This is a genomic window from Fibrobacter sp. UBA3718 (assembly GCF_002371935.1).
GTDB lineage: Bacteria > Fibrobacterota > Fibrobacteria > Fibrobacterales > Fibrobacteraceae > Fibrobacter.
In genome coordinates, this window is the sequence record NZ_DFHR01000013.1 from 203,827 (window position 1) to 226,757 (window position 22,931).

20 protein-coding genes are annotated in these 22,931 nt (G+C 55.0%); 4 read left to right on the forward strand and 16 right to left on the reverse strand.

The features are described 5' to 3' along the window. Positions 1–27: 27 nt before the first annotated feature. The 12 genes from B4A77_RS04060 to B4A77_RS04115 all read right to left on the reverse strand — a co-directional run bounded on the left by B4A77_RS04060 (position 28) and on the right by B4A77_RS04115 (position 13,921). Entirely contained in the window at positions 28–1,128 is a 1,101-nt protein-coding gene (locus tag B4A77_RS04060; protein ID WP_073114012.1) for a type IV pilus twitching motility protein PilT, read from the reverse strand. Further along, positions 1,121–3,727: a hypothetical protein gene (locus B4A77_RS04065; RefSeq protein ID WP_290738556.1), complete on the reverse strand. Its 2,607-nt coding sequence runs from the start codon at positions 3,725–3,727 to the stop codon at positions 1,121–1,123. The genes B4A77_RS04060 and B4A77_RS04065 overlap by 8 nt, the downstream gene beginning before the upstream one ends. Beyond that, positions 3,728–3,985 (reverse strand): Trm112 family protein, encoded by a 258-nt coding sequence (locus B4A77_RS04070; RefSeq protein ID WP_290738558.1) that lies wholly within the window; start codon positions 3,983–3,985, stop codon positions 3,728–3,730. It abuts the gene before it with no gap. Positions 3,986–4,063: 78 nt separating this feature from the next. Next, positions 4,064–5,755 (reverse strand): glycosyltransferase family 2 protein, encoded by a 1,692-nt coding sequence (locus B4A77_RS04075; RefSeq protein WP_290738561.1) that lies wholly within the window; start codon positions 5,753–5,755, stop codon positions 4,064–4,066. A gap of 3 nt (positions 5,756–5,758) precedes the next feature. Continuing rightward, entirely contained in the window at positions 5,759–6,472 is a 714-nt protein-coding gene (locus B4A77_RS04080) for a polyprenol monophosphomannose synthase (RefSeq protein ID WP_290728271.1), read from the reverse strand. Between the two features lie 24 nt (positions 6,473–6,496). Further along, on the reverse strand, positions 6,497–7,426 hold the full coding sequence (locus B4A77_RS04085) for a glycosyltransferase family 2 protein (protein ID WP_290736195.1): 930 nt from the start codon (positions 7,424–7,426) through the stop codon (positions 6,497–6,499). A gap of 13 nt (positions 7,427–7,439) precedes the next feature. Continuing rightward, positions 7,440–10,568, reverse strand: coding sequence for a DUF2723 domain-containing protein (locus B4A77_RS04090; RefSeq protein WP_290736198.1), 3,129 nt, complete (start codon positions 10,566–10,568; stop codon positions 7,440–7,442). 2 nt (positions 10,569–10,570) lie between these two features. Next, positions 10,571–11,008: a transcription antitermination factor NusB gene (nusB, locus tag B4A77_RS04095; RefSeq protein ID WP_290738564.1), complete on the reverse strand. Its 438-nt coding sequence runs from the start codon at positions 11,006–11,008 to the stop codon at positions 10,571–10,573. A gap of 37 nt (positions 11,009–11,045) precedes the next feature. Beyond that, a complete protein-coding gene (gene ribH, locus B4A77_RS04100) occupies positions 11,046–11,510 on the reverse strand; it encodes a 6,7-dimethyl-8-ribityllumazine synthase (RefSeq protein WP_173380795.1) in 465 nt (154 codons plus the stop codon). A 1-nt stretch (position 11,511) separates the two neighbouring features. Beyond that, on the reverse strand, positions 11,512–12,753 hold the full coding sequence (locus tag B4A77_RS04105) for a bifunctional 3,4-dihydroxy-2-butanone-4-phosphate synthase/GTP cyclohydrolase II (protein ID WP_097036473.1): 1,242 nt from the start codon (positions 12,751–12,753) through the stop codon (positions 11,512–11,514). Further along, complete coding sequence (locus tag B4A77_RS04110) at positions 12,740–13,339, reverse strand: riboflavin synthase (RefSeq protein ID WP_290736207.1); 600 nt, start codon at positions 13,337–13,339, stop codon at positions 12,740–12,742. The genes B4A77_RS04105 and B4A77_RS04110 overlap by 14 nt, the downstream gene beginning before the upstream one ends. Before the next feature lie 195 nt (positions 13,340–13,534). Further along, complete coding sequence (locus B4A77_RS04115) at positions 13,535–13,921, reverse strand: hypothetical protein (protein WP_290728280.1); 387 nt, start codon at positions 13,919–13,921, stop codon at positions 13,535–13,537. Positions 13,922–14,128: 207 nt separating this feature from the next. On the opposite strand from B4A77_RS04115, the gene fabF reads away from it, so the two are divergent. The 4 genes from fabF to B4A77_RS04135 are packed head-to-tail and all read left to right on the forward strand — an operon-like array spanning position 14,129 to position 18,036. Continuing rightward, positions 14,129–15,376, forward strand: a complete 1,248-nt coding sequence (fabF, locus tag B4A77_RS04120) for a beta-ketoacyl-ACP synthase II (RefSeq protein ID WP_290738567.1) — start codon at positions 14,129–14,131, stop codon at positions 15,374–15,376. A 20-nt stretch (positions 15,377–15,396) separates the two neighbouring features. After that, positions 15,397–15,525, forward strand: coding sequence for a hypothetical protein (locus B4A77_RS04125; protein WP_290727049.1), 129 nt, complete (start codon positions 15,397–15,399; stop codon positions 15,523–15,525). Positions 15,526–15,532: 7 nt separating this feature from the next. After that, positions 15,533–16,303, forward strand: coding sequence for a polysaccharide deacetylase family protein (locus tag B4A77_RS04130; protein WP_173380791.1), 771 nt, complete (start codon positions 15,533–15,535; stop codon positions 16,301–16,303). A gap of 23 nt (positions 16,304–16,326) precedes the next feature. Further along, positions 16,327–18,036: an AMP-binding protein gene (locus B4A77_RS04135; protein ID WP_290738570.1), complete on the forward strand. Its 1,710-nt coding sequence runs from the start codon at positions 16,327–16,329 to the stop codon at positions 18,034–18,036. Between the two features lie 61 nt (positions 18,037–18,097). Here the strand turns inward: B4A77_RS04135 and B4A77_RS04140 are convergent, their stop codons facing one another. The 4 genes from B4A77_RS04140 to B4A77_RS04155 form a co-directional block, all read right to left on the reverse strand. Then, positions 18,098–18,403: a hypothetical protein gene (locus B4A77_RS04140; protein WP_290736222.1), complete on the reverse strand. Its 306-nt coding sequence runs from the start codon at positions 18,401–18,403 to the stop codon at positions 18,098–18,100. 107 nt (positions 18,404–18,510) lie between these two features. Next, positions 18,511–20,427: a tRNA uridine-5-carboxymethylaminomethyl(34) synthesis enzyme MnmG gene (gene mnmG, locus B4A77_RS04145; protein WP_290738573.1), complete on the reverse strand. Its 1,917-nt coding sequence runs from the start codon at positions 20,425–20,427 to the stop codon at positions 18,511–18,513. Continuing rightward, a complete protein-coding gene (locus tag B4A77_RS04150) occupies positions 20,427–21,743 on the reverse strand; it encodes an FKBP-type peptidyl-prolyl cis-trans isomerase N-terminal domain-containing protein (RefSeq protein WP_290727047.1) in 1,317 nt (438 codons plus the stop codon). Before B4A77_RS04150 ends, mnmG begins: the two co-directional genes overlap by 1 nt. Positions 21,744–21,968: 225 nt before the next feature. After that, positions 21,969–22,928, reverse strand: coding sequence for a pseudouridine synthase (locus B4A77_RS04155; protein WP_290738576.1), 960 nt, complete (start codon positions 22,926–22,928; stop codon positions 21,969–21,971). Between the last annotated feature and the right edge of the window lie 3 nt (positions 22,929–22,931).

Here is a 22,931-nt window from a genome sequence, read left to right on the forward strand (position 1 = left end):
AAGGCTGCGGTATGACTCTGAGTAAAACTACATCCAGCCGCGGTCGGACGTACCAGAAATACCGCGAATCTTAAGATCGAAGTCATCCTTGTTCGTGGCGGCATTCATTGCCGTCTCGAGCGAAATCTGCTCCGTCTTGTAAAGTTCGAGCAGAGCCTGGTCGAACGTCTGGCTATGATACTGCATGTGGCCTTCGGCAATGGCGTGTTCCACCAGCGAAAGCTTGTCCTTGTCACGGATGTATTCCTTGATGGCAGCAGTATTCACGAGCACCTCGGCAGCGGGCACACGGCCCTTGCCATCGGCAGTCGGCAACAAGCGCAGCGAAATAATACCCGCAAGCACTTCAGAAAGGAGAATACGGATTTCGTCGTGCTGGTGCGGCGGGTACATCGAAAGCACACGCTGAATCGTTTCGGTCGCGTTCGTCGTATGGATGGTCGCAAACACCATGTGGCCCGTATCGGCCGCAGTCAGCGCAATCTGCATCGTCTCGAGGTCACGGACTTCGCCCACCAGCAGCACGTCCGGGTCCTGACGGAGGGCGGCGCGCAGGGCATTCGCGTACGAAAGCGTATCCACGCCAATCTCGCGCTGCGAAATGATGGACTTGTTGTCGCGGTAAAGGTATTCAATCGGGTCTTCGACGGTAATGATGTTCACCGCTTCCGTCTGGTTGATGTAATCCAGCATGGAAGCAAGCGTCGTCGACTTACCCGAACCCGTCGTACCCGTCACAAGCACTAGGCCACGGCGAGTAAGCGCAAGGTCACGGATAACTTCGGGCAGGTGAAGTTCCTCGAACGCAGGAATCTTCGCCTTGATGTGACGAATCACCATGGCAATCGTGCCGCGCTGGCGGAAAACGTTCACACGGAAACGGCCCATGTCGCGGGCGCCCACGGCAAAGTCGCATTCCTTGTTCGTCTCGAAACGGTTTTTCTGGTCGCGGTTCATGATGTCGTCCATGAAGGAATCCATCATGCCGGCATCCACGCGGGTTTCGAACAACTTTGTCAGTGCACCGTTAATACGGTAAATCGGGGGAACGCCCGTACGGATGTGCAAGTCGGAAGCCTTGTTCTCGACCATCGCACGGAGCAGCTGCTCGATTCTCAAATCAGCCATTCTGTTCGCCTCCGAACTTGGAATCGTAGGCCTTCTGGACTTCGGTCAAACGCTTGGCTATAGCCTCGTTTTCGGGATCTTTGCTCGCCAAGTCCCTGTACATGTCGAGAGCCTTGTCGTAGTAGCCCTGTTCAAAATAAATTTCAGCAAGAGTCTGCGTGTTCCTACTCGGGTCTATTTCGGAAGGCAGCTTGTCCAAAGGAACATTCGGATCCGAAACAAGTCCGGCAACGACTTCGTCATCGGAATCCCCCGACATCAGGAAATCCATCCCCTTGTTGTTCGGGAGCGATTCCTTTTCATCAAGAGAATCGTCATCGGTGTTGAAGAGTTCCTTGAACGCACCGGAGAATTCGGATTCAAGACTTTCGTGATCCGTCGAAGATTCCACGGATTCCTGCGCAACATCGGCATCCGCGGTCGGAGCAGATTCTTCAGCGGGAATATCCTTGGCAGGTTCAGATTCTGCAACAGAATCGTCTTCACCAAACAGGCTGCTGAACGACTTGTCCAAATCCGATTCGAGAGTCGGATCGGCAAGCGGCGCTTCTTCAATAGCAGCACCCGTGTCTTCCTGCGAAGCCACAGCCTCCTGTTCCGGAAGTTCCGCAGACGCATCAGCATTGGATTCATCTACCGGCAAATCATCGTCATCGGCGAACAGCGTCGAGAAGGCGTCTCCCATTTCCTTGGAAAGCGAATCCTCATCATTTAATTTGTTTTCATCAGCAACAGATTCGACCTTTTCTTCTTCGGGAGCACTTTCTACAAGGGAGTCCTCGGCCACAGCTTCGGGCATATCCGATGCAGGGGCATGTTCTTCCGGAAGTTCGTCATCATCGGCAAAGAGAGCGTCAAGAGCACTTTGCACATGGATACCGCCATCATCAGCTACTTCGGGCTCTGCAACAGACGGTTCTTCGGCAATAGTTTGTTCAACTACAGGTTCTTCGACAGCAGGTTCCTCGGCATTCGTTTCCTCGACAACCGGTTCTTCCGCAGCGGGTTCTTCCACAGCGGTCTCTTCAGCAGCGGGTTCCTCGGGAACCGCTTCTTCTTCGGCCGGCAGTTCGAGCGATTCGTCCTCGGAAGCCTTTTCCTCGCCGAACGTCAGGTCTTCGCTATCGAGATCCAACACGTCATCCGCAGCGGGAGCCTCAGTTGCAGGAGCATCCTCGACCGGCAGATCAAGTCCCAGGGAGAATTCATCTTCATTTGCAGAAGCATCCTCGGCAGCCGGTTCAGCAGGCTTTTCTTCGGGAAGTTCATCCTCGCCAAAGATATCGTTGAACGCGCTGTCCAAGCTCTGCGGCTTGTCGGCTTCCGGCTCCTCCAGTTCGGGCTCGTCGAGTTTCAGAGAATTCTCATCAGAGCCCACGCCCATATCGGCATCCGCCGACTTTTCGAAGAGACCCGAACCAAACGAGGATTCTTCAGGAGCAGGCGTAGATTCCAGTGCCGGAGCGGAAGAGGGCAATTCTTCGGGAAGTTCGTCTTCGCCGAAGATATCGCCAAACGCATCGTCAATGCTCTGCGGCTTGTCCTCGACATTCTCCGAACCGAAAACATCCTCGTCCTTGGGTTGCGGAGCCACGGGTTCGTCGTCCAGGCTCGTCGGCAAATCCATCTGTGCAAACGGAGAAGACGGAGCGGAAGACTGAGACGATTCAGTTTCAAGATCATCGCTTTCGTCACCAAAGAAATTCGAGAACGCGGAATCCACGTCATTGCCGGAGATTTCTTCGCTCGGAGCGGCATCCTCGTCGAGAGTAATGTCCGTCTCGGCAGAATCCAGCGCGGAATTCAGCGAGTTCTCCAGGGTATCCATCGCGGATTCATCGACGGAGTCATCTTCAACACCAAGCGACTTCAACGAAGCGAACGGATCGTCGTCCGCCATGGAGAACGGAGAGGCCGGCTTGGCTGGTTCGGCGGGTTCCTCGGTCAGCGTAAATTCCGGAGCAGGCTCCTCGGCCGGAGTATCGATATCCATGTCGAGGGACTTGTCGAAAAGGGAATCCGATTCTTCCGCAGCAGGCGCTTCGGTTTCGGCAGAGGCCGTTTCCATCTCGGGCTCGGCAGCCACGTCTGCAGCTGCATCCATATCGGGCATCGCAAAGTCGGCCTCCCCCAGGGCTGCAGCACCGGCAACGGCGGCAGCACCCAAGGTTTCAGGAACAGCTTCGTATTCTTCTTTCCAGAACGTATCGAGCGGATCCATATCGTGAACACGGCGATAGCAGCGGTTGCGGTTTCCCGTATTTTCCTGCGCTTCCTCTTCCCCGGCAGCAAGGCCAATCAGCTGATCGTAAGCATCGCCCATGCGCTTCTGCGCCGAAAGGCAGAACGGATCCTTTTCCAGGACACGCTTGCATTCTTCGACACAATCCAGGAATTTGCCCTGCTGGAACAAAATCTTGGCGCGAACCAGCATGCCGGGAATGTCGCCCGGATAAAGCTGCAAACCGGCATCCACGCGGGCAAGCGCATTGTCGACGTCTCCCGCCATGAACTCATAGTCGGCAAGCCAGGAGAAAGCCATAGACTTCGCCTTCTTCTTGCCAATAGACTTTTTCAGGGTATCCAGTGTAACGGCCATTTATCCCTCCAGGGGAAGCAAGATCGCTTCGTCCGTCAAAAGAACAGGAATTCCTTCGCGAACGATATAGGCACGGGAGCCCGCCTCGTTCACAAGGACCTCGGTCAAAGTTTCAGAAATCTTTTCGCCAGCCGCATTCTTGAGGGTTCCTGCGGCACCGGCCTTGTTGATGGTCGCCAAAAGGGCGTCATCTGCCATACGGAGTTTACCCCGAGTCTCGGGGCAGCAAAGAATATCCAAGAGTTTATAGTCGAACATAAAGCCTTTATAATCAACAACTTATAGTTGATATAAAAATAACTCTATTTTCGAGAAAAGGATAACCGGAGAGGGCTTTTAGTGCAGATATTTGAGGTCTACGAGGGCAAAATTGCCGTTTTTGCCGTTTCCGATGAGCAAATATACCCTCAGGCCGAGCTTATCGAGCCAATTGATGTCAAAATCCTCGCGATAACCGGAGAAATTGGAGACGACCAGAAGTTCGCGGCAGCCCGTGCGGTTGCAGATGCTTTCCATGTCCGAAAGGGGCCCGAGCAGGTGCTTGCGGTTCTCTTCGGAGAGCTTTTCGGGTTCACCGCTCACGCAGCCGAGAATCTCGATGCCGGGAATCACGTTGTAGCTGTCGAACCAGTTGTTGAGGGAATCCTCGCGACCGCCGAGCAATATGGAGCGGTGGCGCTTCTTGGCAAAGATGCGGTAGAAATAGTTTATCCAGAATGCAATGCGGCGCCAGGCCAAAAGTGCAAACGGAATAAAGAGGCTGGAGCAAGTAATCCACGCCATCAAATGCGGGTCGTACGGCCAGAAATTATTGCCATTCGACACGACAGGCATCTGGGTAAAGTAGCGGAAAACCTCATACCCGCCTACAGCAAGCAAGTTCAGCGGCACAAGGTAGCGCAAGAACTTTTCGCCCTTGAGGCTCGATTCCGTATATTCCCCACGGAAAATGAGGAACGCAAAGTTCACGACAACCACCAGAGCGACAAGCCACCAGTCTTCAAACTGGGCAAAATCCATAATGGAGTGCTTTATAATCGTGCTAGTCCCTGCGCATTCACTTTCAAGGCAACTGGAATCTTGGAAGCACACATCCGACACGACACTTTCATAGTTCAGGAACGAAAACGCCCACAGCGCCACAACGCCCAAATCGAGGAACATCTTCCAGAACTTCGGAATCAGGCGCGAGAACATGCCCACGAAGGCAGCAAACATGATACCGAACGACACGAGGAAATTCGGGACAAAGTAAAGGTCCTTGTGTTTTTTCACAAAGATAAGCATCGCCTTGTAGAAGTCCACGTAGGACCCCCAGCGGCGCGTGCGGCAGCTTTGCCCCTTAAAATGCAGAATGTTCGTGACCGGCGTATAATAGTTCTTGAGGCCCATCTGCTTTGTACGGAAGCATAGATCCAGGTCTTCACCATACATGAAGAAATCTTCGTCAAAGCCGTTCAACTTTTCGTAGACATCGCGACGGATGCAGAAGAACGAGCCGCTAATGGCATCGACTTCAATCATCTCGTCCGGGTCGGCGTACGTCATGTTGTAGCTGGCAAGCGTCTTGCTCTTCGGGAAGAGTGCCGCAAGGCCAATCGTCTTGGAAACAGCGGAAACAATTGTCGGGAAAGAACGGCGGCAAGCCCACTGTAGCGTACCGTCTTCGTTCAAGATGCGGCAACCGACCGTACCCGCTTCCGGGTGTTCTTCCATGAACTTGAGCATTTCGCGGAAGGCGTTCTTCGAGATAATCGTATCAGGATTGATGAAGAACAGGTACGGCTTTGTCGCATGCTTTTCGGCAAAGTTACAACCTTTACCAAAGCCCAGGTTTTCCTTGGAATCAATCCATTCCACTTCGGGGAAGAACTGCCTGATTTCGGGTAGAATCGGTTCGACCGAGCCATTATCAAGCACAATCACCTGCGCATCGATTCCCTCGCACGCATCTCGGACCGATTTCAGGCATGCAGGAATGAAATCGCAGGAATTGTAGGCAACAATGATAATGGAACAGGAATACATGCGCTATGCGAGTCCCAACCTGAGCTTAAGAACCAGGAAGAAGGCTTCGGAGATAATGCCACCGCTCATCTTGGAGGTTCCGCGCGTGCGATCGGTAAACACGATGGGAATTTCCTTCACGCGGAGTCCCTTTTTCCAAATCTTGAAGGTCGTCTCTATCTGGAAGCAGTATCCATCGCTCTTCATCTTGTCGAGGTTCAGCGCCTGCAGGGCCTCGCGACGGAAACACTTGAAGCCGCCGGTAGCATCGCTTATCGGAAGCCCGGTCACGATGCGCGTGTACACGTTCGCTCCGTAGCTCAGGATAAGGCGGCGCAAGTCCCAGTTCACCACGCTGATGCGGTGATTCTGGTAGCGGCTACCGAGAACCAGGTCCGATTCCTCGGCGGCTTCGAGGAACCTGTTCAAGTCCGTGGGAGCATGACTAAAGTCGGCATCCATCTCGAATACGCGTTCGTAGTCGCGTTCGAGCGCCCACTTGAAACCCGTCACATAGGCAGAACCGAGCCCCATCTTGCCCTTTCGGCGAATCAGGTGCACGCGAGGATTCTTCCTAGACTCCTCATCGACCATGTCGCCCGTACCGTCGGGACTGCCATCATCGACAACGAGCACCTCGAGGCACGCGTTCTGTTCGAGAATCGCCGAAATGATAAGAAGGATGTTTTCCTTCTCGTTATAGGTAGGGACAATGACTAAGCTCTTCGGGAATGCCATATTCTAACTCCAATACGCAACAATCTACAAATCTGCACCGCCAAAAGTTTCGGCAACTGGATAAATCCGCCGCTTGCGGCCATTCAACATCTCGGCCAGAAGCCCCAGCGAGAAGAATTGCACGCTCATCACAAGCGAAAAGCCACCCGCAAGCAGGAGCGGACGCACATGCATGGCCCCCGTCTGCAGCCACTCGTAGCCGAAATAGCCGCAAACGCCCAGGCCGAGCAGCATGAACACGAGCCCGACAAGTCCGAAGAAATGTAGAGGCTTGGTCGAAAAACTGCGCATGAACATGAGCGAGATCAGGTCCAGGAACCCGGACACAAGGCGCGACACGCCGTATTTCGACACCCCGTGGACGCGGGCCCTGTGTGCAACCGGCATTTCGGTAATGCGGAAGCCCTGCCACTTGGCCATCACGGGAATAAAGCGGTGGTAGTCGCCATAGAGTTCGATGTAGCGGACCACGGAACTGCGGTACGCCTTGATGCCGCAGTTAAAATCGTGCAGGCGCTGGCCGCACACCATGGACACGGTCAGGTTGAACAGCTTGGAGGGCCACGTCTTGTGCCAGGGATCGAGACGACGGATTTTCCAGCCCGAAACCAGGTCGTAGCCATCATCCAGAATCTTGATCATCTTCGGAATTTCGAGCGGGTCATCCTGCAGGTCGCCATCGAGGGTAGCCACGTAGCGGCCGCGGGCCTTCGAGAAACCGACAGCAAGGGCATCGGCCTTGCCGCAGTTGAACTGGAAGCGAATACCGCGCATGAACGGATATTCCTTAGAAAGGTTTTCCAGCACTTCCCAAGTATTGTCGCGGCTTCCGTCATCTATAACGATGACTTCATATTCGAAGCCCGTCGGCGCAAGCGCGTCAACGATTTCCTTAAAGAGTTCCGGAAGATTCTCGCTCTCTTCCTTGACAGGAATGACTAGGCTTAAATCCATTTTCGCCTCCGGACTACTTCACCGCCGCAACGACCGTGGGTGAATCCACCTTCGCAGAATCTGCCTGAACGCTATCTGCTGCGGCCGGGACAATTTCATCGACCGTCATCGGCTTCGCAGGACTGTTCTTGATTTGCTCAACACTCATCTTCAATCGGTAGAGTCCCACATCGTCATACTCCGAAACGCTCTTCAAGCCCTGTTCCAGAGCATCCAGCGCTTTCTGCTTCTCGCCCACGATGTCATAGACAAAACCGGCGGCCCAGTAGCAGCGCCATTCCTGCGGGAACTGCTTCATGCCAAGTTCCAGATACTTGACGGACGATGCCGCAAGTTTTTCCGCCTCGGCCTTCATTTCCGCGGTAAACGGCTTCTGGACGCGAAGAGCCGCAATCTTTTCGCGGGCAGCGAACGATATCTGGAGGTAGAGCGACACATAGCTCGAAAGGAGCCTTGAAGTTTCGTCGTTGATGAACGCAGTACCATCACCTAAGCCACGGAACTTGAAAACGCTGTCAATCAAGCCCGAGGCGTAGGCAACATCAAACTCGTTACGCTTGGGATTGAGATCGCCCTTGATAAAGTTGTAGACGAGACCTTCCTGCACCATGTACTTTTCGAGGCCCATGAAATTGGAGGTTCCGACCGTCGTCGAAATCTCGATGGGCTTGTCCATGTTCTGGAGCGCGAGGTCAAGAACCAGCTTGTGCTGCGTAAGCATCACGCCACTGCGGGTGCGGGCAGCCCATTCAACAAAGGCATCCCAGATCTGGTAGTGGGTCTTGAACGTATACAGTTTCACGGAATCTTCTGCCGAAAGCTGCTGACCTTCCATCTGCTCGATGCGGCTCTTGAGCTGCGGCATGAGGCGGTTAGCCCTGTTCACCCAAGTCGCGACAGAATGGTTCGGATTCTGGGCGGAGCTGTTGTCGAGCACCATGTCGCTGTCAATCGTCTTCTTGTCGTAAGACAACTTGAGAATCGGTTCGTTGACGAGCATCTGCTTGATGTACCAGTCGGTATTGCCGAGTGAGAGGTTCACCACGCGCACGTCCTTGCGGACACCGGCAACTTCCTGAGCAAACCACAGCGGGAATGTATCGTTATCGCCGTTCGTAAAGAGGATAGCGTTCGGGCGGCAGCTGTTGAGCAGGTTATAGGCGTAATCCCACGGGACCCACAGACCAGAACGGTCGTGTTCCTTGTAGTTCGAAACACAAGGAACAAGGAAGGACACCAGGACAAGCGCGGCGGCCACGGGAGCCGCAAACGAAGCATAGGCACCGGTAGCACACGTAAGCACCAGGATACCCGCGCCGACGCCCAAAATCATGCTCATGAAGATGAATGCGGGCGTGTAGAAATAATCACGTTCACGCACTTCCATATGCACGGGGTCGGGGAACGGAGCGCGCAGGCCACGCTGAGCAAAACCGCTCTCGATTTTCTTCCAGTTGACCCATGCCGTCGAATGCTCTGCCTTGTCGACGACTCGTTCGTACTTTGCGATTTCCGCAGCGGATGCCCCACGATTGCGCAGGGATTCGATGCTCAACTTGGCGTGTTCGATTTCCTGACGGAGGTCGATGAGCTCGTTCGGGTCGGGCACCTTCGAAATTCCGGCACCAACAGCATTCAAATCGGACACATTGCGTGTCATCACGCTTACCCAGTAATCGTGTTCACGCTGTTCCATGCGGGTTCCGTCTGCAAAGTTGATGTAGAACAGAAGCCCAAGGCTGCACAATCCATAAAGCACCGAGAGGTAAATGCCCAGATGCTTATTATGCCTATAGACGAATACGCAGACAAGAACCAGGAGGCCATTAAAGATAAGGAATATGAGCAGTTGCGGGAATATTTTGTCGCCCATCGTGCTCATCTGCGTCGAGAACTTGAGGCCTAATCTTTCCAGCGGCACATTCTCGGACTTATCAAAGCTATAGACGCCGTTCGAATAATTGACACCGCCCACCTTGTAAGGCAGATACTGAGCCATCTGGTAACCACCGTAGCTCATGTTCGGGAACGAGAGCACCTGGTGCGCAAGCTGCGAGCGACGGTAGAAAGCACGGGTGAGCATGCTTTCGGAACCGTACTGCTTACGTTCTACGAAGTTATTGAACGCGACCCAGTTTTCGCCCTTGAACAGGTTGCCGAGCTGGAGGTTGCCCTGGTCATCGCGAATGTTGATTTCCGGGTCGTTCTCGTCAATAATCGGGTTGAGTTCCGAACGGATGGGAATGTAGAGGTGCGTGCTGTAGCCGACAAGCGCAAAGAACGCAAAGGCGAGCGAAAGGCGGATAGCCTTGTTCACGTTCGGAGAGAACGGTTTCGCCAACGTCAACACAGCAAGAACGATGAGACAGGCCAAGGAAATTTCGATGAAAGCCGAGACCATGTATATCACGGAGCAGAGGAGCGTTCCCGTAATCCAAATGGGCAGACGTTCCAAAATCTTCTTGGGCTGGGCAACAAGCAGGAGCACAAACACTGCAGGAACCGTGAGCATCGTATAAAGATGGGCACCCACACCGAGGAAGGCGATATAGCAGATGAAAATCAGGAGCTTGTCGCTGCCTTCGTCTTCGCGATTCTTGTACCACAGAAGTCCGAGGTAAGAGATAAGCATCAGGATAAACATGGCAACGCCGTAAACTTCGGCTTCGACCGCGTTGAACCAGAACGTATCGGAGAAGGTGAGAAGAAAACCGGCAACAAGGGCTGCAGAACCGAGCACGATGGTGCGAGCCTTGCCGTCTAACTTGTCGGACAGCTTGCTAAAGATGGGACGACCGAGCTTGTCCGCATCCGTTTTGACGGAATCGATAACGGAGGCAAGGAGCTCCCAAGCAAAGAGGGCCGTGATATAGACCGTAGCCGCAGAACTGAACACCGAGATGTAGTTCACCCGCTTCGCAATTTCTTCGACGAACGGAAGCAACACGATGACCGCACGGGCCAAGAACACGAAGAAAGGCGTTCCAGGAGGATGCGGGATGCCCAAGGTATTCGCGCAAGCGACAAATTCGCCACAATCCCAGAAACTGACCGTAGGAGCCATCGTCAATGCATAGACAATGAGAGCGACAAGCCCTGCAATCCCAGCAAAGATATGCTTCATCCATTTTTCCTTAATCATCACTAATTCTCCTTTTCCTGAGATTTAGAAACCATTCCATGCGCCTGAATGAACCCAGACATGAGGCCGTTGATAAATGCTCCCGAGTTATCCGTGCTGTACTTGTTCGCGATTTGAACGGCCTCGGTAATCGCAACCTTCATCGGAATATCCGCCACGTAAAGAAGTTCGACCATCGCTATCCGGGCTACAATCCGGTCCAATTTTGCCATACGCTCGATTTCCCAGTGCGCGGAGGCGGTCTTGATATTCTCATCAAGTTCGTCGTGGTGCGCCTGAACCAGGTCCACAAGCTTCATCCCATATTTTTTCTGTTCGTCATCCAGGGGCTGGCTTTCGAGAATTCCCGGAAGCGCCTCCCCCGCCGTCTGGCCCGTGATTTCCATGGAATACAGGAGCTGCATCGCAAAGACTCGGGCTGGTCGAAAACTTTTCTGCATAATCGTAATCTTTTAGTCTTTAATTGTTAGATGGACTCTAGATAGATTTGTAAAGGTTTGCCATCTCCACTGCGGTGGAAGCCCAGTTTGCACCGAGGTTCCCCGCCTTGAGGCCAGCGCGGTTCATCGCCTGGTCCACGGTATCGGTCGTGAGGATTCCGAGAATCACGGGGAGCTTGCCTTCGGCAGCGATGCTTGCGACACCGCCGGTAGAAGCGTTCACCACCACGTCGTAGTGGCTCGTCTCGCCGCGGATTACGGCACCGATGGCCATCACTGCACTGTACTTCTTGGAATCGGCGAGCCTGCGGCAAACGCCCGGGAGTTCGAATGCGCCCGGAACGCGCACGACAGTCACGTCCTTCTCGGCAACGCCCAGCAGTTCGAGCTGGCGGAGCGCCCCCTCCAGGAGCTTGTCGGTCACCACCTCGTTAAAGCGGGCGACCGCGATTGCAATCTTGAGGCCAGAGCCATTCAGGGAATTCTTGATTTCTTTAGCCATCTTATTTTTCCTCTTTCAAATTCTCTTCGGGCACCGCGCCATCGATATGCAGCTGGTGACCCATTTTTTTCTGCTTGGTGAGCAGGTAGAACAGGTTTTCCTTGTTCGGCTTGATTTCTATGGGAACGCGCTCCACAATCTTAAGCCCGTAGGCGGTAATGCCCGAAATCTTGCTCGGGTTGTTGGTCAAGAGGCGCATTTCCTTCACGCCGAGGTCGGCAAGGATCTGCGCGCCCGTACCGTACTGGCGGAGGTCCGACTTGAACCCGAGGTGCAGATTCGCCTCGACCGTGTCCATGCCCTTTTCCTGCAGTTCGTAGGCACGCAACTTGTTGCAGAGGCCAATGCCCCTACCCTCCTGCCCGCGCATGTACAGGAACACGCCGCCGTGTTCGCCGATGAACTTCATGGCGGCGGCGAGCTGTTCGCCGCAATCGCAACGCAGACTGCCAAAAATATCGCCCGTCAAGCATTCGCTGTGTACGCGCACGTAAACAGGCTTGCTGAAGTCGGGGTTACCCGCGACCCACGCCACGTGTTCCACGCCGTCGGTCTTGCTCTTGTAGGCGTATGCGGTAAAGTCGCCGTACTTGGTACTCACATGCGGGGCGGCCACGCGCTGCACCAGTTTCTCGTTCTTGAGGCGGTAGTCGATGAGGTCGCGGATGGAGATAATCTTGAAGCCGAACTTCTTCGCCACTTCCTGAAGTTGCGGCATGCGGGCCATGGTGCCGTCCTCGTTCATGATTTCGATAAGGGCGGCGGCGGGCCTTAGTCCGGCAAGTTTTGCGAGGTCAACGGCTGCTTCGGTATGGCCTGCACGGCGAAGCACGCCTTCTTCCTGCGCGTAGAGGGGCGAAATATGCCCCGGACGGCCAAAATCGCTCGGCTTGGAAGCAGGGTCCGAAAGGGCAAGAATCGTCGCCGCACGGTCGTGGGCGGAAACACCCGTAGTGCAGCCTTCAATCTTGTCCACCATGATGGTGAACGGCGTACCCAGAATCGAGGTATTTTCCGCAGTCTGGCGGGTCAAATTCAGTTCATGGCAGCGCTGGATGGGCAGCGGGCAGCAAAGCACGCCACGGCCCTCGTGGAGCATGAAGTTCACCTTCTCGGGCGTAATCTTTTCGGCGGCGATGACGAAATCGCCCTCGTTCTCGCGGTCTTCGTCGTCGACCACAATCAAGAACTTGCCGTTCTTAAAATCTTCAATGGCCTCTTCAATCGTATTAAGCAAGGTCACGTTCCTTCAGATAATTTTCAATGTACTTGCCGAGCATGTCGACTTCCACGTTCACGATGGTCCCGGCAACCCAGTTACGCAGGTTCGTGCGGGCAAGGGTTTCCGGTATGATGCACACGCGGATGGAATCCTCGAACTTCTCGGCGACCGTAAGGCTGATGCCGTTCAGGGAGATGGAACCGCGGCGGATAATGTAGCGCTTGAGGTCCGCAGGCATCTTGAGGTCGACTTCCACGCCCGTTTCGCGCGGAACCACCTGGATGACCTCGGTAACGCAGTCCACATGGCCCATCACGAAGTGCCCGCCCATAAAGCTATCGGCACGGCACGGAAGTTCCAGATTGACCAATTTACCGACTGCGGCCTGCTTGAAGGCGGTATTTTCGACCGTCTGGTGCATCAGGCAAAAAACAGCTTCATCATCGGTACAAGATTCAACAGAAAGGCACACACCGTCGTTCGCGACGCTATCGCCCAGTTTACAATTCTTGAAAAATCCCGGCGACCTGAGGCGCATCGAAAGCGCATCGCCTCGAGACTCTATCGAGACGATTTCGCCGGTAGATTGGATAATTCCCGTAAACATACGCCGGCAAATATAGAAAAAGGCGAGTGCTGCGCCAACACAAGCATTGCGTTGGCATAGCCGAGCCGATCTATATGCGTCCTGAAAGGACGCCATTTAGAAAAAAAAGCGTATGCGCAGGGGCAAAATATTAGTTTACCCCATATAAAAAGACCCGGCATTACCGCCGGGCCCTTTAAAGAAGGAGCATCGCTCTTACTTGGAGAGCTGATCCACTTGCGCGGTAATTTCATCGCAGGACTTTTCCACATCGTCCTCGGTATAGGAATAAACTGTGTAGTCAACGCCATCAAGCTTGCCATCGCAAGACTTCTTGGAACCGCTGGGGCAGCTGGAACCGGTCTTGGCGGCATCATCGATGCCAAGGGCTTTCAGCATTTCGCCAGCCTTGCCGCAAGCATTAGTCATCTTGGTCTGGTCAGCAGATTCTGCACAAATGTTGAGGTCTCCGAGAAGCGCCCCCAGATTGGCCTTGACTTCGCAAGAGTAGGTCTTGTCAGAAGCGCTGGTAGAATCGTCGTCGTCACAGGCGGTGAACATGGCTGCAGCGGCGATTGCTGTGCAAATCAATAATTTTTTCATGATATGTTTCTCCTTTAAGTTGTTCGAGACTAAATATAACCAAAAAAAAGCCCGCACGTTCCTTTTTTCAATTTTTCATATAATTACAAAAACATTTCAAAAATCTTACACACGCATCGTTTTCGCCATTTTCATCTTCTGAACGCCCCCAAATCCGCCATTCGCCCAAAAAAACTATCTTTGGATTGATAAGAAACAAGGATCTCCATGAGAAGAAGAGTTGTCATTACCGGCCTCGGCGCCGTGACCCCCGTTGGTAAATCAGTCCCCGAAATGTGGAACGCCATCCGCGAAGGCAAGTGCGGTATCGGCCCCATCACGCAGTTCGATGCAAGCAACTGCCCCGTGAAAATTGCAGCCGAAGTGAAGGATTTCAAGCCCGAAGAACACGGAATTGACCCCAAGGAAGCACGCCGCATGGCGCGCTTCACGCAGTTCCTAGTCGGGGCAGCCAACGAGGCGGTCAAGGACGCAAGCCTCAGCCGCGAACAGCTCGCCGAGGACACCACCGGAATCGTGGCCGGCAACGGTCTATCCGGCATGGACATCCTCGACGAAACCTACAACAAGTATATCGAGGGCGGCAAGCGCAGGGTTTCCCCGCTCGCCATGCCGGAACTCATCCCGAACGAGGCGTGCGCGAACGTCTCCATCGCCCTCGGGATTACGGGACTCGCCCACACGGTCTGCACCGCCTGTGCCTCCGGCACAGACGCCATCGGGGTCGCACTGGATTCCATCCGCTCGGGCAGGCTCGACGTGTGCCTTGCAGGAGGCTCCGAAAGCGGGATTACCGAATATTCCATCAAGAGCTTTGCGGGCATGCACGCCCTCACCGACAAGTTCAACGACGACCCCACGAAGGCGTCGCGCCCGTTCGACAAAGACCGTAGCGGCTTTGTCATGGGCGAAGGCGGTGCCGTGATGGTGCTGGAAGAACTCGAGCACGCGAAGGCCCGCGGGGCAAAGATCTATGCGGAACTCGCAGGCTATGGCGCCTCTGCGGACGCATACCACATCACGAGCCCGCGCCCGGGTGGAGAAACCTGCGCAAAGGCCATGACCCGCGCCCTGAAGGATGCCGGTGTCGACCCCACCGACGTGGACTACTACAACGCGCACGGCACCTCGACGCACCTGAACGACCTCACCGAGACGCAGATGCTGAAAATCGCGCTCGGCGAGCACGCCTACAAGATCAAGGTGTCGAGTACCAAGAGCATGACCGGCCACTGCGTGGGCGCCGCAGGCGTCATCGAGGCCATCATCTCGACACTCGCCGTGCAGGACTCGTTTTACCCCGCGACCATCAACCTCGACAACCCCGACCCGGAATGCGACCTCGACTACGTGCCGCACAAGGGCATCGAAGGCAACATCGACGTCGCCGTATCCGCATCGCTCGGGTTCGGCGGCCACAACGGCGTGGTCGTCATCAAGAAATTCAAGGAATAACCAGAATCAAGGAGCGACATATGTCCGACTGGCTGTTTAAATCGTGGCTCAAGATTTCCGCACTGACGGCAATCCTGTTCTTCTTTTATCACCTTTTCATTTCGCAGAAACTCGAGGAAGAATCCTTCACATCTAGCAAGGACAAGTAGGTAACCCATGGAACAGAACAAGGACATCCTCGACATCCAGGCGGCCGAAGCGAACCAACACAAGAAGAAAAAGTTCATCCTGTGCTACCACAGCTTCAGCGCGACGAACTTCAAGAGAGCCCGCACGCAAATCCGTAAACTTGCGGACGCCGCAGGTTCGCCCATAAGCATCGCAGTCGTGCCCTCCATCGGGGCCGTGCCCGAATCCGAGGCGGACGAATTCCGCGAAGAACTCGAGAAGTTCGTGCAGGAAGGCTACGAGATTATGCTCCACGGTGCCCGCCACCGCGCAGACCTCTTTATCAAGCGTAGCCTGCAGGGCAAGTTCGCCCTCTGGATTTCGAACAACGAGGCCGAATTCGCTGGCCTGAACGAGCGACTCACGCAGACGCTCCTCAAGCGCAGCCTAGCCCTCTGGAACGCCCACGGCACAGAAAAGCCTTCCGGGTTCATTCCGCCCATCTGGTTCGGCAACAAGTACCTCAAGAACCTCGCCCTCGACATCTTCGACTACTACGAGGATTACCACGGCATCTACCAGAAGACGGAAAACGGAATCAAGAAGACCAAGTCAAGGCCGCTCAGTTTTTCCATCTACCCGCCCGCGATGCTCGGAATCGTGCAGACCTACGCCTGCCTCCGCATGCTCCTGCCGGGTGGCACGCACCGCCTGGTGTTCCACGACAAGGATTTCAGGACCATCGGCGAAAAACGCATTTTGAACATGGTCCGCTACATTTCCACCATGCGCGAAAAAATCATGTACAGGGATCTCTAAAACCAATACGACAGGATTCGAACATGATGTTAAGCAAGTTTCTTTCCCGTATCGAATTCGATTCGTACGAGGACCTCTACAAGAATTTCAAGATAACTATCCCGGAAGACTTCAACTTCGCCTACGACGTGGTTGACGAATACGCGAAGACCGAACCCAAGCGCGAAGCCCTCGTGTGGTGCGACGACAACGACGAAGACCACATCTTTACGTTCAAGGATCTCTCGCTTGCCTCCATGCGCACGGCGAACTTCCTAAAGGAACAGGGAATCAAGAAGGGCGACCGCGTGATGCTCATCCTGCGCCGCCGCTACGAGTTCTGGTTCTTCCTCCTGGCGCTCCACCGCATTGGCGCGATTGCAATACCCGCGACGAACATGCTTGCCGAAGAAGACCTGGAATACCGTTTCAACGCGGCCGAAATCAAGATGGTCGTGAGTTACGACGAACCCTCGCTGCAAAAGGAAGTGGACAAGGCAAAAACAAAATGCCCGTCCGTCGAAAAGCTCGTAACCGTAGGCCAGACCGCACGCCAGAACTGGGTGAGTTTCTACGACGACTACGAAATATTCCCCGCCAGGTTCCCGCGCCCCGAAGGCGAAGAGGCGACCCACAACGACGACATCATGATCGTGTACTTCACGAGCGGCACGAGTTCGAACCCGAAGATGGTGGCGCACACGTTCACCTACCCGCTCGGCCACATCGTGACGGCAAAGTACTGGCAGCACGTAGTGGACGGGGGCAGGCACCTCACCGTCGCGGAGACCGGCTGGGCCAAGGCCCTCTGGGGTAAGATATACGGGCAGTGGATTGCGGGTAGCGCAGTGTTCACCTACGACATGAAGGTGTTTATCCCGGGCAAGCTGCTCGAAAAGATGGCGGAATACAAGGTGACCACCTTCTGCGCGCCGCCCACCGTCTACCGCTACATATTGCACCACGGACTGAGCCGCTACGACCTTTCGAGCCTCAAGTACTGCACTACCGCAGGCGAATCGCTCAACACCGACATCTACAACAAGTTCTACGAGCAGACGGGAATACGCTTGCAGGAAGGCTACGGCCAGACAGAACTCACGCTTACCACGGGCAACTTCGGGTTCACCGAACCGCGTCCGGGTTCCATCGGCATGCCCTCCCCGGGCTACCGCATGGAAATCGTGGATGCCGAAAGCAAGCCCTGCGCCACCGACGAGGTGGGCGAACTCATCATCAAGATTGACCAGGGTAAACCCTTCGGCATGTTCGGCGGCTACTACCGCGACCCGGAACGCACAGAGAAGGTGTTCGAGGGCGGAGTCTACCATACGGGCGACACCGCCACCCGCGACAAGGATGGATACCTGTGGTTCGTGGGCCGTACCGACGACCTCATCAAGAGTTCGGGTTACCGCATCAGCCCCTTCGAGGTGGAAGAAGTGCTCCACAAGCACCCCGCCGTCCTTGAAGTGGCGGTGACGGGCGTCGAGGACAAGGACCGCGGCCAGGCCGTGAAAGCTACTGTCGTCTTGAAGAAGGGCTACGAGGCATCGAAGGAACTCGCGAAGGAAATGCAGCTTTTCGCGAAGAACGTCGCGGCCTCCTACAAGAGCCCGCGCATCATCGACTTCGTGACGGAACTGCCCAAGACGATTAGCGGTAAAATCCGCCGCGCCACCATCCGCGACAAGGACAAGGCAGACGCTTCGGCCGAAGCCGAGGCCACCGAACAGGCACCCGAAGAAAAATAGATTCGGTATACAAAAAGAGACGCCCCCACGGGGCGTCTCTTTTTTCAAAAGTGTCAAGGTTTTACTTTTCAGCAGCGAACTTCTTGGAAGCGGCCTTGACCTTAGGGTCGTTCTGGGCTTCCTTGATCTTCTGCTTGATGCCGTCCTCGATCTGCTTCTTGAGCTTGGCGGCGAGGGCGGGGAAACGGTCTTCCAGGGAATCACTGAAGACGGCCGGTTTCTTGGCGGAAGGAGCGGCACCCTTGCGCTTGGCGTTCAACGGGCGCTTCTTCTTGGCCGGGGCCTTCTTTTCTTGAGCTTTTTCTGTGGATTTCGGTTCCTGAGGCTTGACTTCTTCTGTGGTTTTGATTTCTGTTTCTTCTGCCATGATGTACCTCTTGGAAAATGTCTATCGACAATGATGTTAATTTGACGCGCGCAAAGATAGCAAAAAAACGCTAATTTTGCAAGTACGGTCTTTCGGAGAGCCGTCCTCTAGCCCCGGTTTTCGAGCCAATGCGAAAGGACCGTTATGTCGGCGGGACGCACACCGGGAATACGGCTAGCCTGGCCCAATGTGAGCGGCTTGTGCGCGTTCAGGCGCTGACGACTCTCGATGCTAATCGACGTCACCTGCATGTAGTCGAAATCTTCGGGCAGGCGAACGGATTCCATCTTCTTCTGGTCGTCGATTTCGCGGGCCTGACGGTCAAAGAACCCTGCGTAAATTTCTTCGGCGTACATGAACCAACGGTCGCGGCGCGTCAGCGGCAAGTCCGGAAGCGCAACCTTGAACAGCTGTTCGGGGTCGATTCCCGGGCGGCGGAGAACGTTAATCCAGCGGGTGCGCTCGGTCGCGGGGGCTTGGCCACCAGCCTCGAGAATGCAATTCGCCTGCTCGGGGAGCGCGGATTCTTCGGCGAGGCGTATGCGGGCCGTTTCCACAAGGGAGCAGCGGCGTTTCCAGTCGGCAAAGTCGTTATCCGAAATCATCCCGATTGCATGCGCACGTTCCTTGAGGCGATTTTCCGCATTGTCGCTCCGGAGGAAGAGCCTGTATTCGGCGCGGCTCGTGAACATCCTGTAAGGCTCGTCGAGCAGGATGTTCGTGAGGTCGTCCGCCATTACCCCCAGGTAACTGTCGGAACGACCTAAAATAAAGGGCCCTTCGCCCTTTATTTTGAGAGCCGCGTTGATGCCAGCCAGTAGCCCCTGACCCGCAGCCTCCTCGTAGCCGCTCGTACCGCAGACCTGGCCTGCGAAATAGAGTCCGGGAACCTTCTTACATTCAAACGTCGGGAAAAGTTGCGTGGCATCAACGGAATCGTATTCAACCGCATAGCCAATCTGCAGCACACGGGCTCGCGTAAGGCCCGGAATCGTGTGAATTGCAGCAAGCTGGATATCCGCAGGCAGGCTTGAACTGAACCCGTTGATGTAGACACGCCCGATATCTGCCTGTTCCGGTTCCAGGAAAAGCTGGTGACCATCGCGGTCGCCGAAGCGGTTAATCTTATCCTCGATACTCGGGCAGTAGCGTGGCCCCTTGCCGTGGATGCGACCACTAAACATTGGGCTATCCTTGAACCCGCTGCGAAGAATATCGTGCGTCCTGATATTCGTGCGCGTAATCCAGCAGACGCAGTCGTTTCGCACAAACTTGTTTGCAGCATCGCCCCAGAAATAATCCGCATCGCGGCCGGGGACAGTATTTTCCAAATGACGGTCGCTCATGGGCCAGGCGACATCATCACCGTACTGCACATCGCATTCATCAAAGTCTATGGAATCCGGGTCGAGCCGGCTCGGCGTACCCGTCTTGAGCCTGCGAAGCACAATGCCGTTTGCGGCAAGGCATTCCGAAAGTTTATCTGCACTCGGCTCGCCCACTCGCCCACCGATACTCGTTTCAAGCCCGGTGAACATCTTGGAGGCAAGGAAGGTGCCGCTCGTAATCACGAGTGCACGCGTCACGTAGCGTTCGCCATTCAAAAGCGTAAGTTCCAGGCGGCCATCGGGCATGCGTTCAAATGCGGCCAGTTCGCCCTCGATTACCGAAAGCCCCGGAAGGTTCGTAATCACCTCGCGGGCAACTTCGCTATAATACTTCATGTCGCACTGGGCGCGCGGGCCCCATACGGCAGGTCCCTTGCTCATGTTGAGCATGCGGAACTGGATACCCGCCTTGTCTGTCAGGAGCCCCATCAGGCCGCCGAGCGCATCGATGTCGCGCACGATCTGGCCTTTCGCCACGCCACCCACGGCGGGGTTACAGCTCATGCGTCCGATGGCGTTCACATCCATCGTAAGCATGGCGGTCTTAACGCCGAGCTTCCAGGCGGCATGAGTCGCCTCGATGCCGGCATGGCCGCCACCGACTACGACGACATCGAATTCTGCAATGAGAGACATTACTTGGCAGCGGGCTTCGCTTCGGGCGCCTGGGCTGCAGCAGGCTTGAGCGTATCGACCACTGCCGGCTTGGGCGGGTCAATCTTCCACTCAACGTTCTTGCCTTCCATGAGGGCGGCGATTTCCTGCTTGAGGGTTTCCTTCTCGCTTTCGAACGCAGTGTATTCCTTGTACGAGGCATCCGGATTCACGAGGTAGACCTTCGGAACGTAACCGTCGCTGTAGAGTTCACCGAACTGGCGGGATTCGTCCCACACGATATTGACGGTATCGTCGAACTTCGCGTTGTCGGCAAACTTGCGGATGCCGGGCTTGTTGTTTCCACCGCTAGCAACGGCAACCGTCGTAAGTCCCTTCGGGGCAAATTCCTTCGCGATGTCGAGAATCTGCGGAGCGGCGTGTGCACAGTGGCCACAGGTCGCGGAGAAGTAGAAAATCAGGAGTGGCTTGCCGGCCCAGGTTTCGAGGTTTTCGGCCTTGTTCGTGATGCCGGTGACCTTCACCTTGTAGTTCATCTTGGCAGGCATGCCGTTAACAAGCGTATCGCCGCGGAGGCCCTTCACCTCTTCCTTGAGTTTCGCCTCGGCTTCCTGAGCCTTCTTGATAGCCTCTTCACGAAGGACCTTCATCTTTTCGTTGTAGCGTTCGCCAACAGCCTTGAGAGAATCTTCAGGGAGTGCAAGAGCTACAGTCGTATCGCGGACATTCGCAGACGCCTCACGCAAGCCAAGCACGAAGTAGTTCAAGTCGAATTCGGTCTGGAACTGCGCACCGATGCTGCTGAACTGGTTTTCGAACTGCACACCGATGAAGTAGGAGAACTTCTGGTTGCGGGTAGCCTCGGCACCGAGAACGACGGGTTGGTTCTTGGGGGCGGGAGCCTTCACAACAGGGAGGGCCTTCATAGCCGAATCCATATAGGCGCGGAACTTAGCCTGGTCTCCGTTGAAGGAGGCGTTCGTCGCGCTATCCGGGCGGATGGACGCCATACGGGCACGGGCGTTGGAATTGTAGTCAAAGCCGATATCCCTCAGCGTATCCGGTTCGACCTGGAGCCTAAAGTTCGTATCCTTCTCGGACTTGTAGGCGTCCCTGATACCCTGGACAACGGCATCTTCGTCAAGTTCTTCACCCATCTGCAACGGAATCATCTTGAAGTTATGGAGGCCGAACTGGGCACCCAACATATAGGCGAACTTCTGATCGTCAGTAGAATTCGGGGTAATCTTGGCTTCGGACTGGGCTCCACCCTGCATATCGCAGGCGGCAAGCATCATGGCAACAGACGCAAGGCCAAACAGCACTTTAGATTTCATTTTTCAACTCCTTGAACCAATGTTCAAAATTTTACGGACAAAAAATAAAAAAAATACGTGCTCGAGATACGGGAGACGCTATAAATTTATCCCAACAGCGCAAAACCGAAGCGTAAACAAAATTTTTAGGCCTTTTTGGGCTCATTTGGACGTTTCATCCGTTTTTATGTATAGATAGGGGCAAACTCCTCGGGGCATCCTGCAAAAATTCACAAGAACAAAAAGCTAGTCAATGTCGACCAGGAGGGTCTTCATCTCGACGGGGAAATTCTTGCTGACAAACGTGCGCGGGCTGTCCCAATAGGGCAAGAGAAGTTCAACCTTGTACGCATAGAGCATGTGGCTATGCGCGCCGAGAACGCGATAATCCTCGTCATCCAGCCCCGAAGTCGCCATTTTCTCGTAATAGAAGCCATTGCGCCAGTAAAGCCTGTCGCCCACGATGGGGAACCCGAGTTCGGCAAGGTGCGCACGGATCTGGTGCTTGCGGCCGGTCAAAAGTTCGCATTCCAGCACGGAGAACTGCTCGCCGTCGCGTTCGAACCGCGAAAGCGTCCGGAAAACCGTCGAGCAGGGCTTTCCATCCTCGAAATGGAACATCTTCAGGCGGATTGCGCTTTGCGGATCTTCGCGCAGGGGCAAGTCGCAGCGGTATTCCTCATAGGGAAAGCTCCCCCGCACCACCGCCAGATAGAACTTGCGGAGAAGAATGCGGTCCAGGTTCTTCTGAAAGCGCGCCGCCGTTTCCGCATATTTCGCAAAGAGCATGAGCCCGCCCGTATCGCGGTCCAGACGGTGCATGGGAACCGCAGTCTCGCAATCGGTCGCACGGCGCACCACGGCAGTAAACGTGTTGTAGAAAATGCGTCCGGTATGGTGCACCGGGATTCCGGCAGGCTTTGCGACAAGCAGGAACTCGTCATCCTCGAACACGGTGTCGAAATCTGTCGGGACTTCGGGTTCCTCGTAGTTTTCAACATGGTACACGACCTTGTCGCCCTTGTGAGCAACGGTTTCAAGGTTCGCGACAGCTCCGTTCAGGGAAACTAGCCCGCGAGCAAAACGATCGACCCATTCGTCGCGGCTGTGGTAAGTAAAGCGTTCCACCAGGGAATCGAGCAAAAGGCGCCCATCCTGTTCCGGGCGGACTTCGCTCTCGAAATACATGTCGCTCGGAGCACGCACAGG

Excerpts from the sequence above, each read along its gene's own strand:
- B4A77_RS04060 (WP_073114012.1), bottom strand. The coding sequence starts at position 1,128 with ATGGCTGATTTGAGAATCGAGCAGCTGCTCCGTGCGATGGTCGAGAAC.
- B4A77_RS04065 (WP_290738556.1), bottom strand. The coding sequence starts at position 3,727 with ATGGCCGTTACACTGGATACCCTGAAAAAGTCTATTGGCAAGAAGAAG.
- B4A77_RS04070 (WP_290738558.1), bottom strand. The coding sequence starts at position 3,985 with ATGTTCGACTATAAACTCTTGGATATTCTTTGCTGCCCCGAGACTCGG.
- B4A77_RS04075 (WP_290738561.1), bottom strand. The coding sequence starts at position 5,755 with ATGTATTCCTGTTCCATTATCATTGTTGCCTACAATTCCTGCGATTTC.
- B4A77_RS04080 (WP_290728271.1), bottom strand. The coding sequence starts at position 6,472 with ATGGCATTCCCGAAGAGCTTAGTCATTGTCCCTACCTATAACGAGAAG.
- B4A77_RS04085 (WP_290736195.1), bottom strand. The coding sequence starts at position 7,426 with ATGGATTTAAGCCTAGTCATTCCTGTCAAGGAAGAGAGCGAGAATCTT.
- B4A77_RS04090 (WP_290736198.1), bottom strand. The coding sequence starts at position 10,568 with ATGATTAAGGAAAAATGGATGAAGCATATCTTTGCTGGGATTGCAGGG.
- nusB (WP_290738564.1), bottom strand. The coding sequence starts at position 11,008 with ATGCAGAAAAGTTTTCGACCAGCCCGAGTCTTTGCGATGCAGCTCCTG.
- ribH (WP_173380795.1), bottom strand. The coding sequence starts at position 11,510 with ATGGCTAAAGAAATCAAGAATTCCCTGAATGGCTCTGGCCTCAAGATT.
- B4A77_RS04110 (WP_290736207.1), bottom strand. The coding sequence starts at position 13,339 with ATGTTTACGGGAATTATCCAATCTACCGGCGAAATCGTCTCGATAGAG.
- B4A77_RS04115 (WP_290728280.1), bottom strand. The coding sequence starts at position 13,921 with ATGAAAAAATTATTGATTTGCACAGCAATCGCCGCTGCAGCCATGTTC.
- fabF (WP_290738567.1), top strand. The coding sequence starts at position 14,129 with ATGAGAAGAAGAGTTGTCATTACCGGCCTCGGCGCCGTGACCCCCGTT.
- B4A77_RS04125 (WP_290727049.1), top strand. The coding sequence starts at position 15,397 with ATGTCCGACTGGCTGTTTAAATCGTGGCTCAAGATTTCCGCACTGACG.
- B4A77_RS04130 (WP_173380791.1), top strand. The coding sequence starts at position 15,533 with ATGGAACAGAACAAGGACATCCTCGACATCCAGGCGGCCGAAGCGAAC.
- B4A77_RS04135 (WP_290738570.1), top strand. The coding sequence starts at position 16,327 with ATGATGTTAAGCAAGTTTCTTTCCCGTATCGAATTCGATTCGTACGAG.
- B4A77_RS04140 (WP_290736222.1), bottom strand. The coding sequence starts at position 18,403 with ATGGCAGAAGAAACAGAAATCAAAACCACAGAAGAAGTCAAGCCTCAG.
- mnmG (WP_290738573.1), bottom strand. The coding sequence starts at position 20,427 with ATGTCTCTCATTGCAGAATTCGATGTCGTCGTAGTCGGTGGCGGCCAT.
- B4A77_RS04150 (WP_290727047.1), bottom strand. The coding sequence starts at position 21,743 with ATGAAATCTAAAGTGCTGTTTGGCCTTGCGTCTGTTGCCATGATGCTT.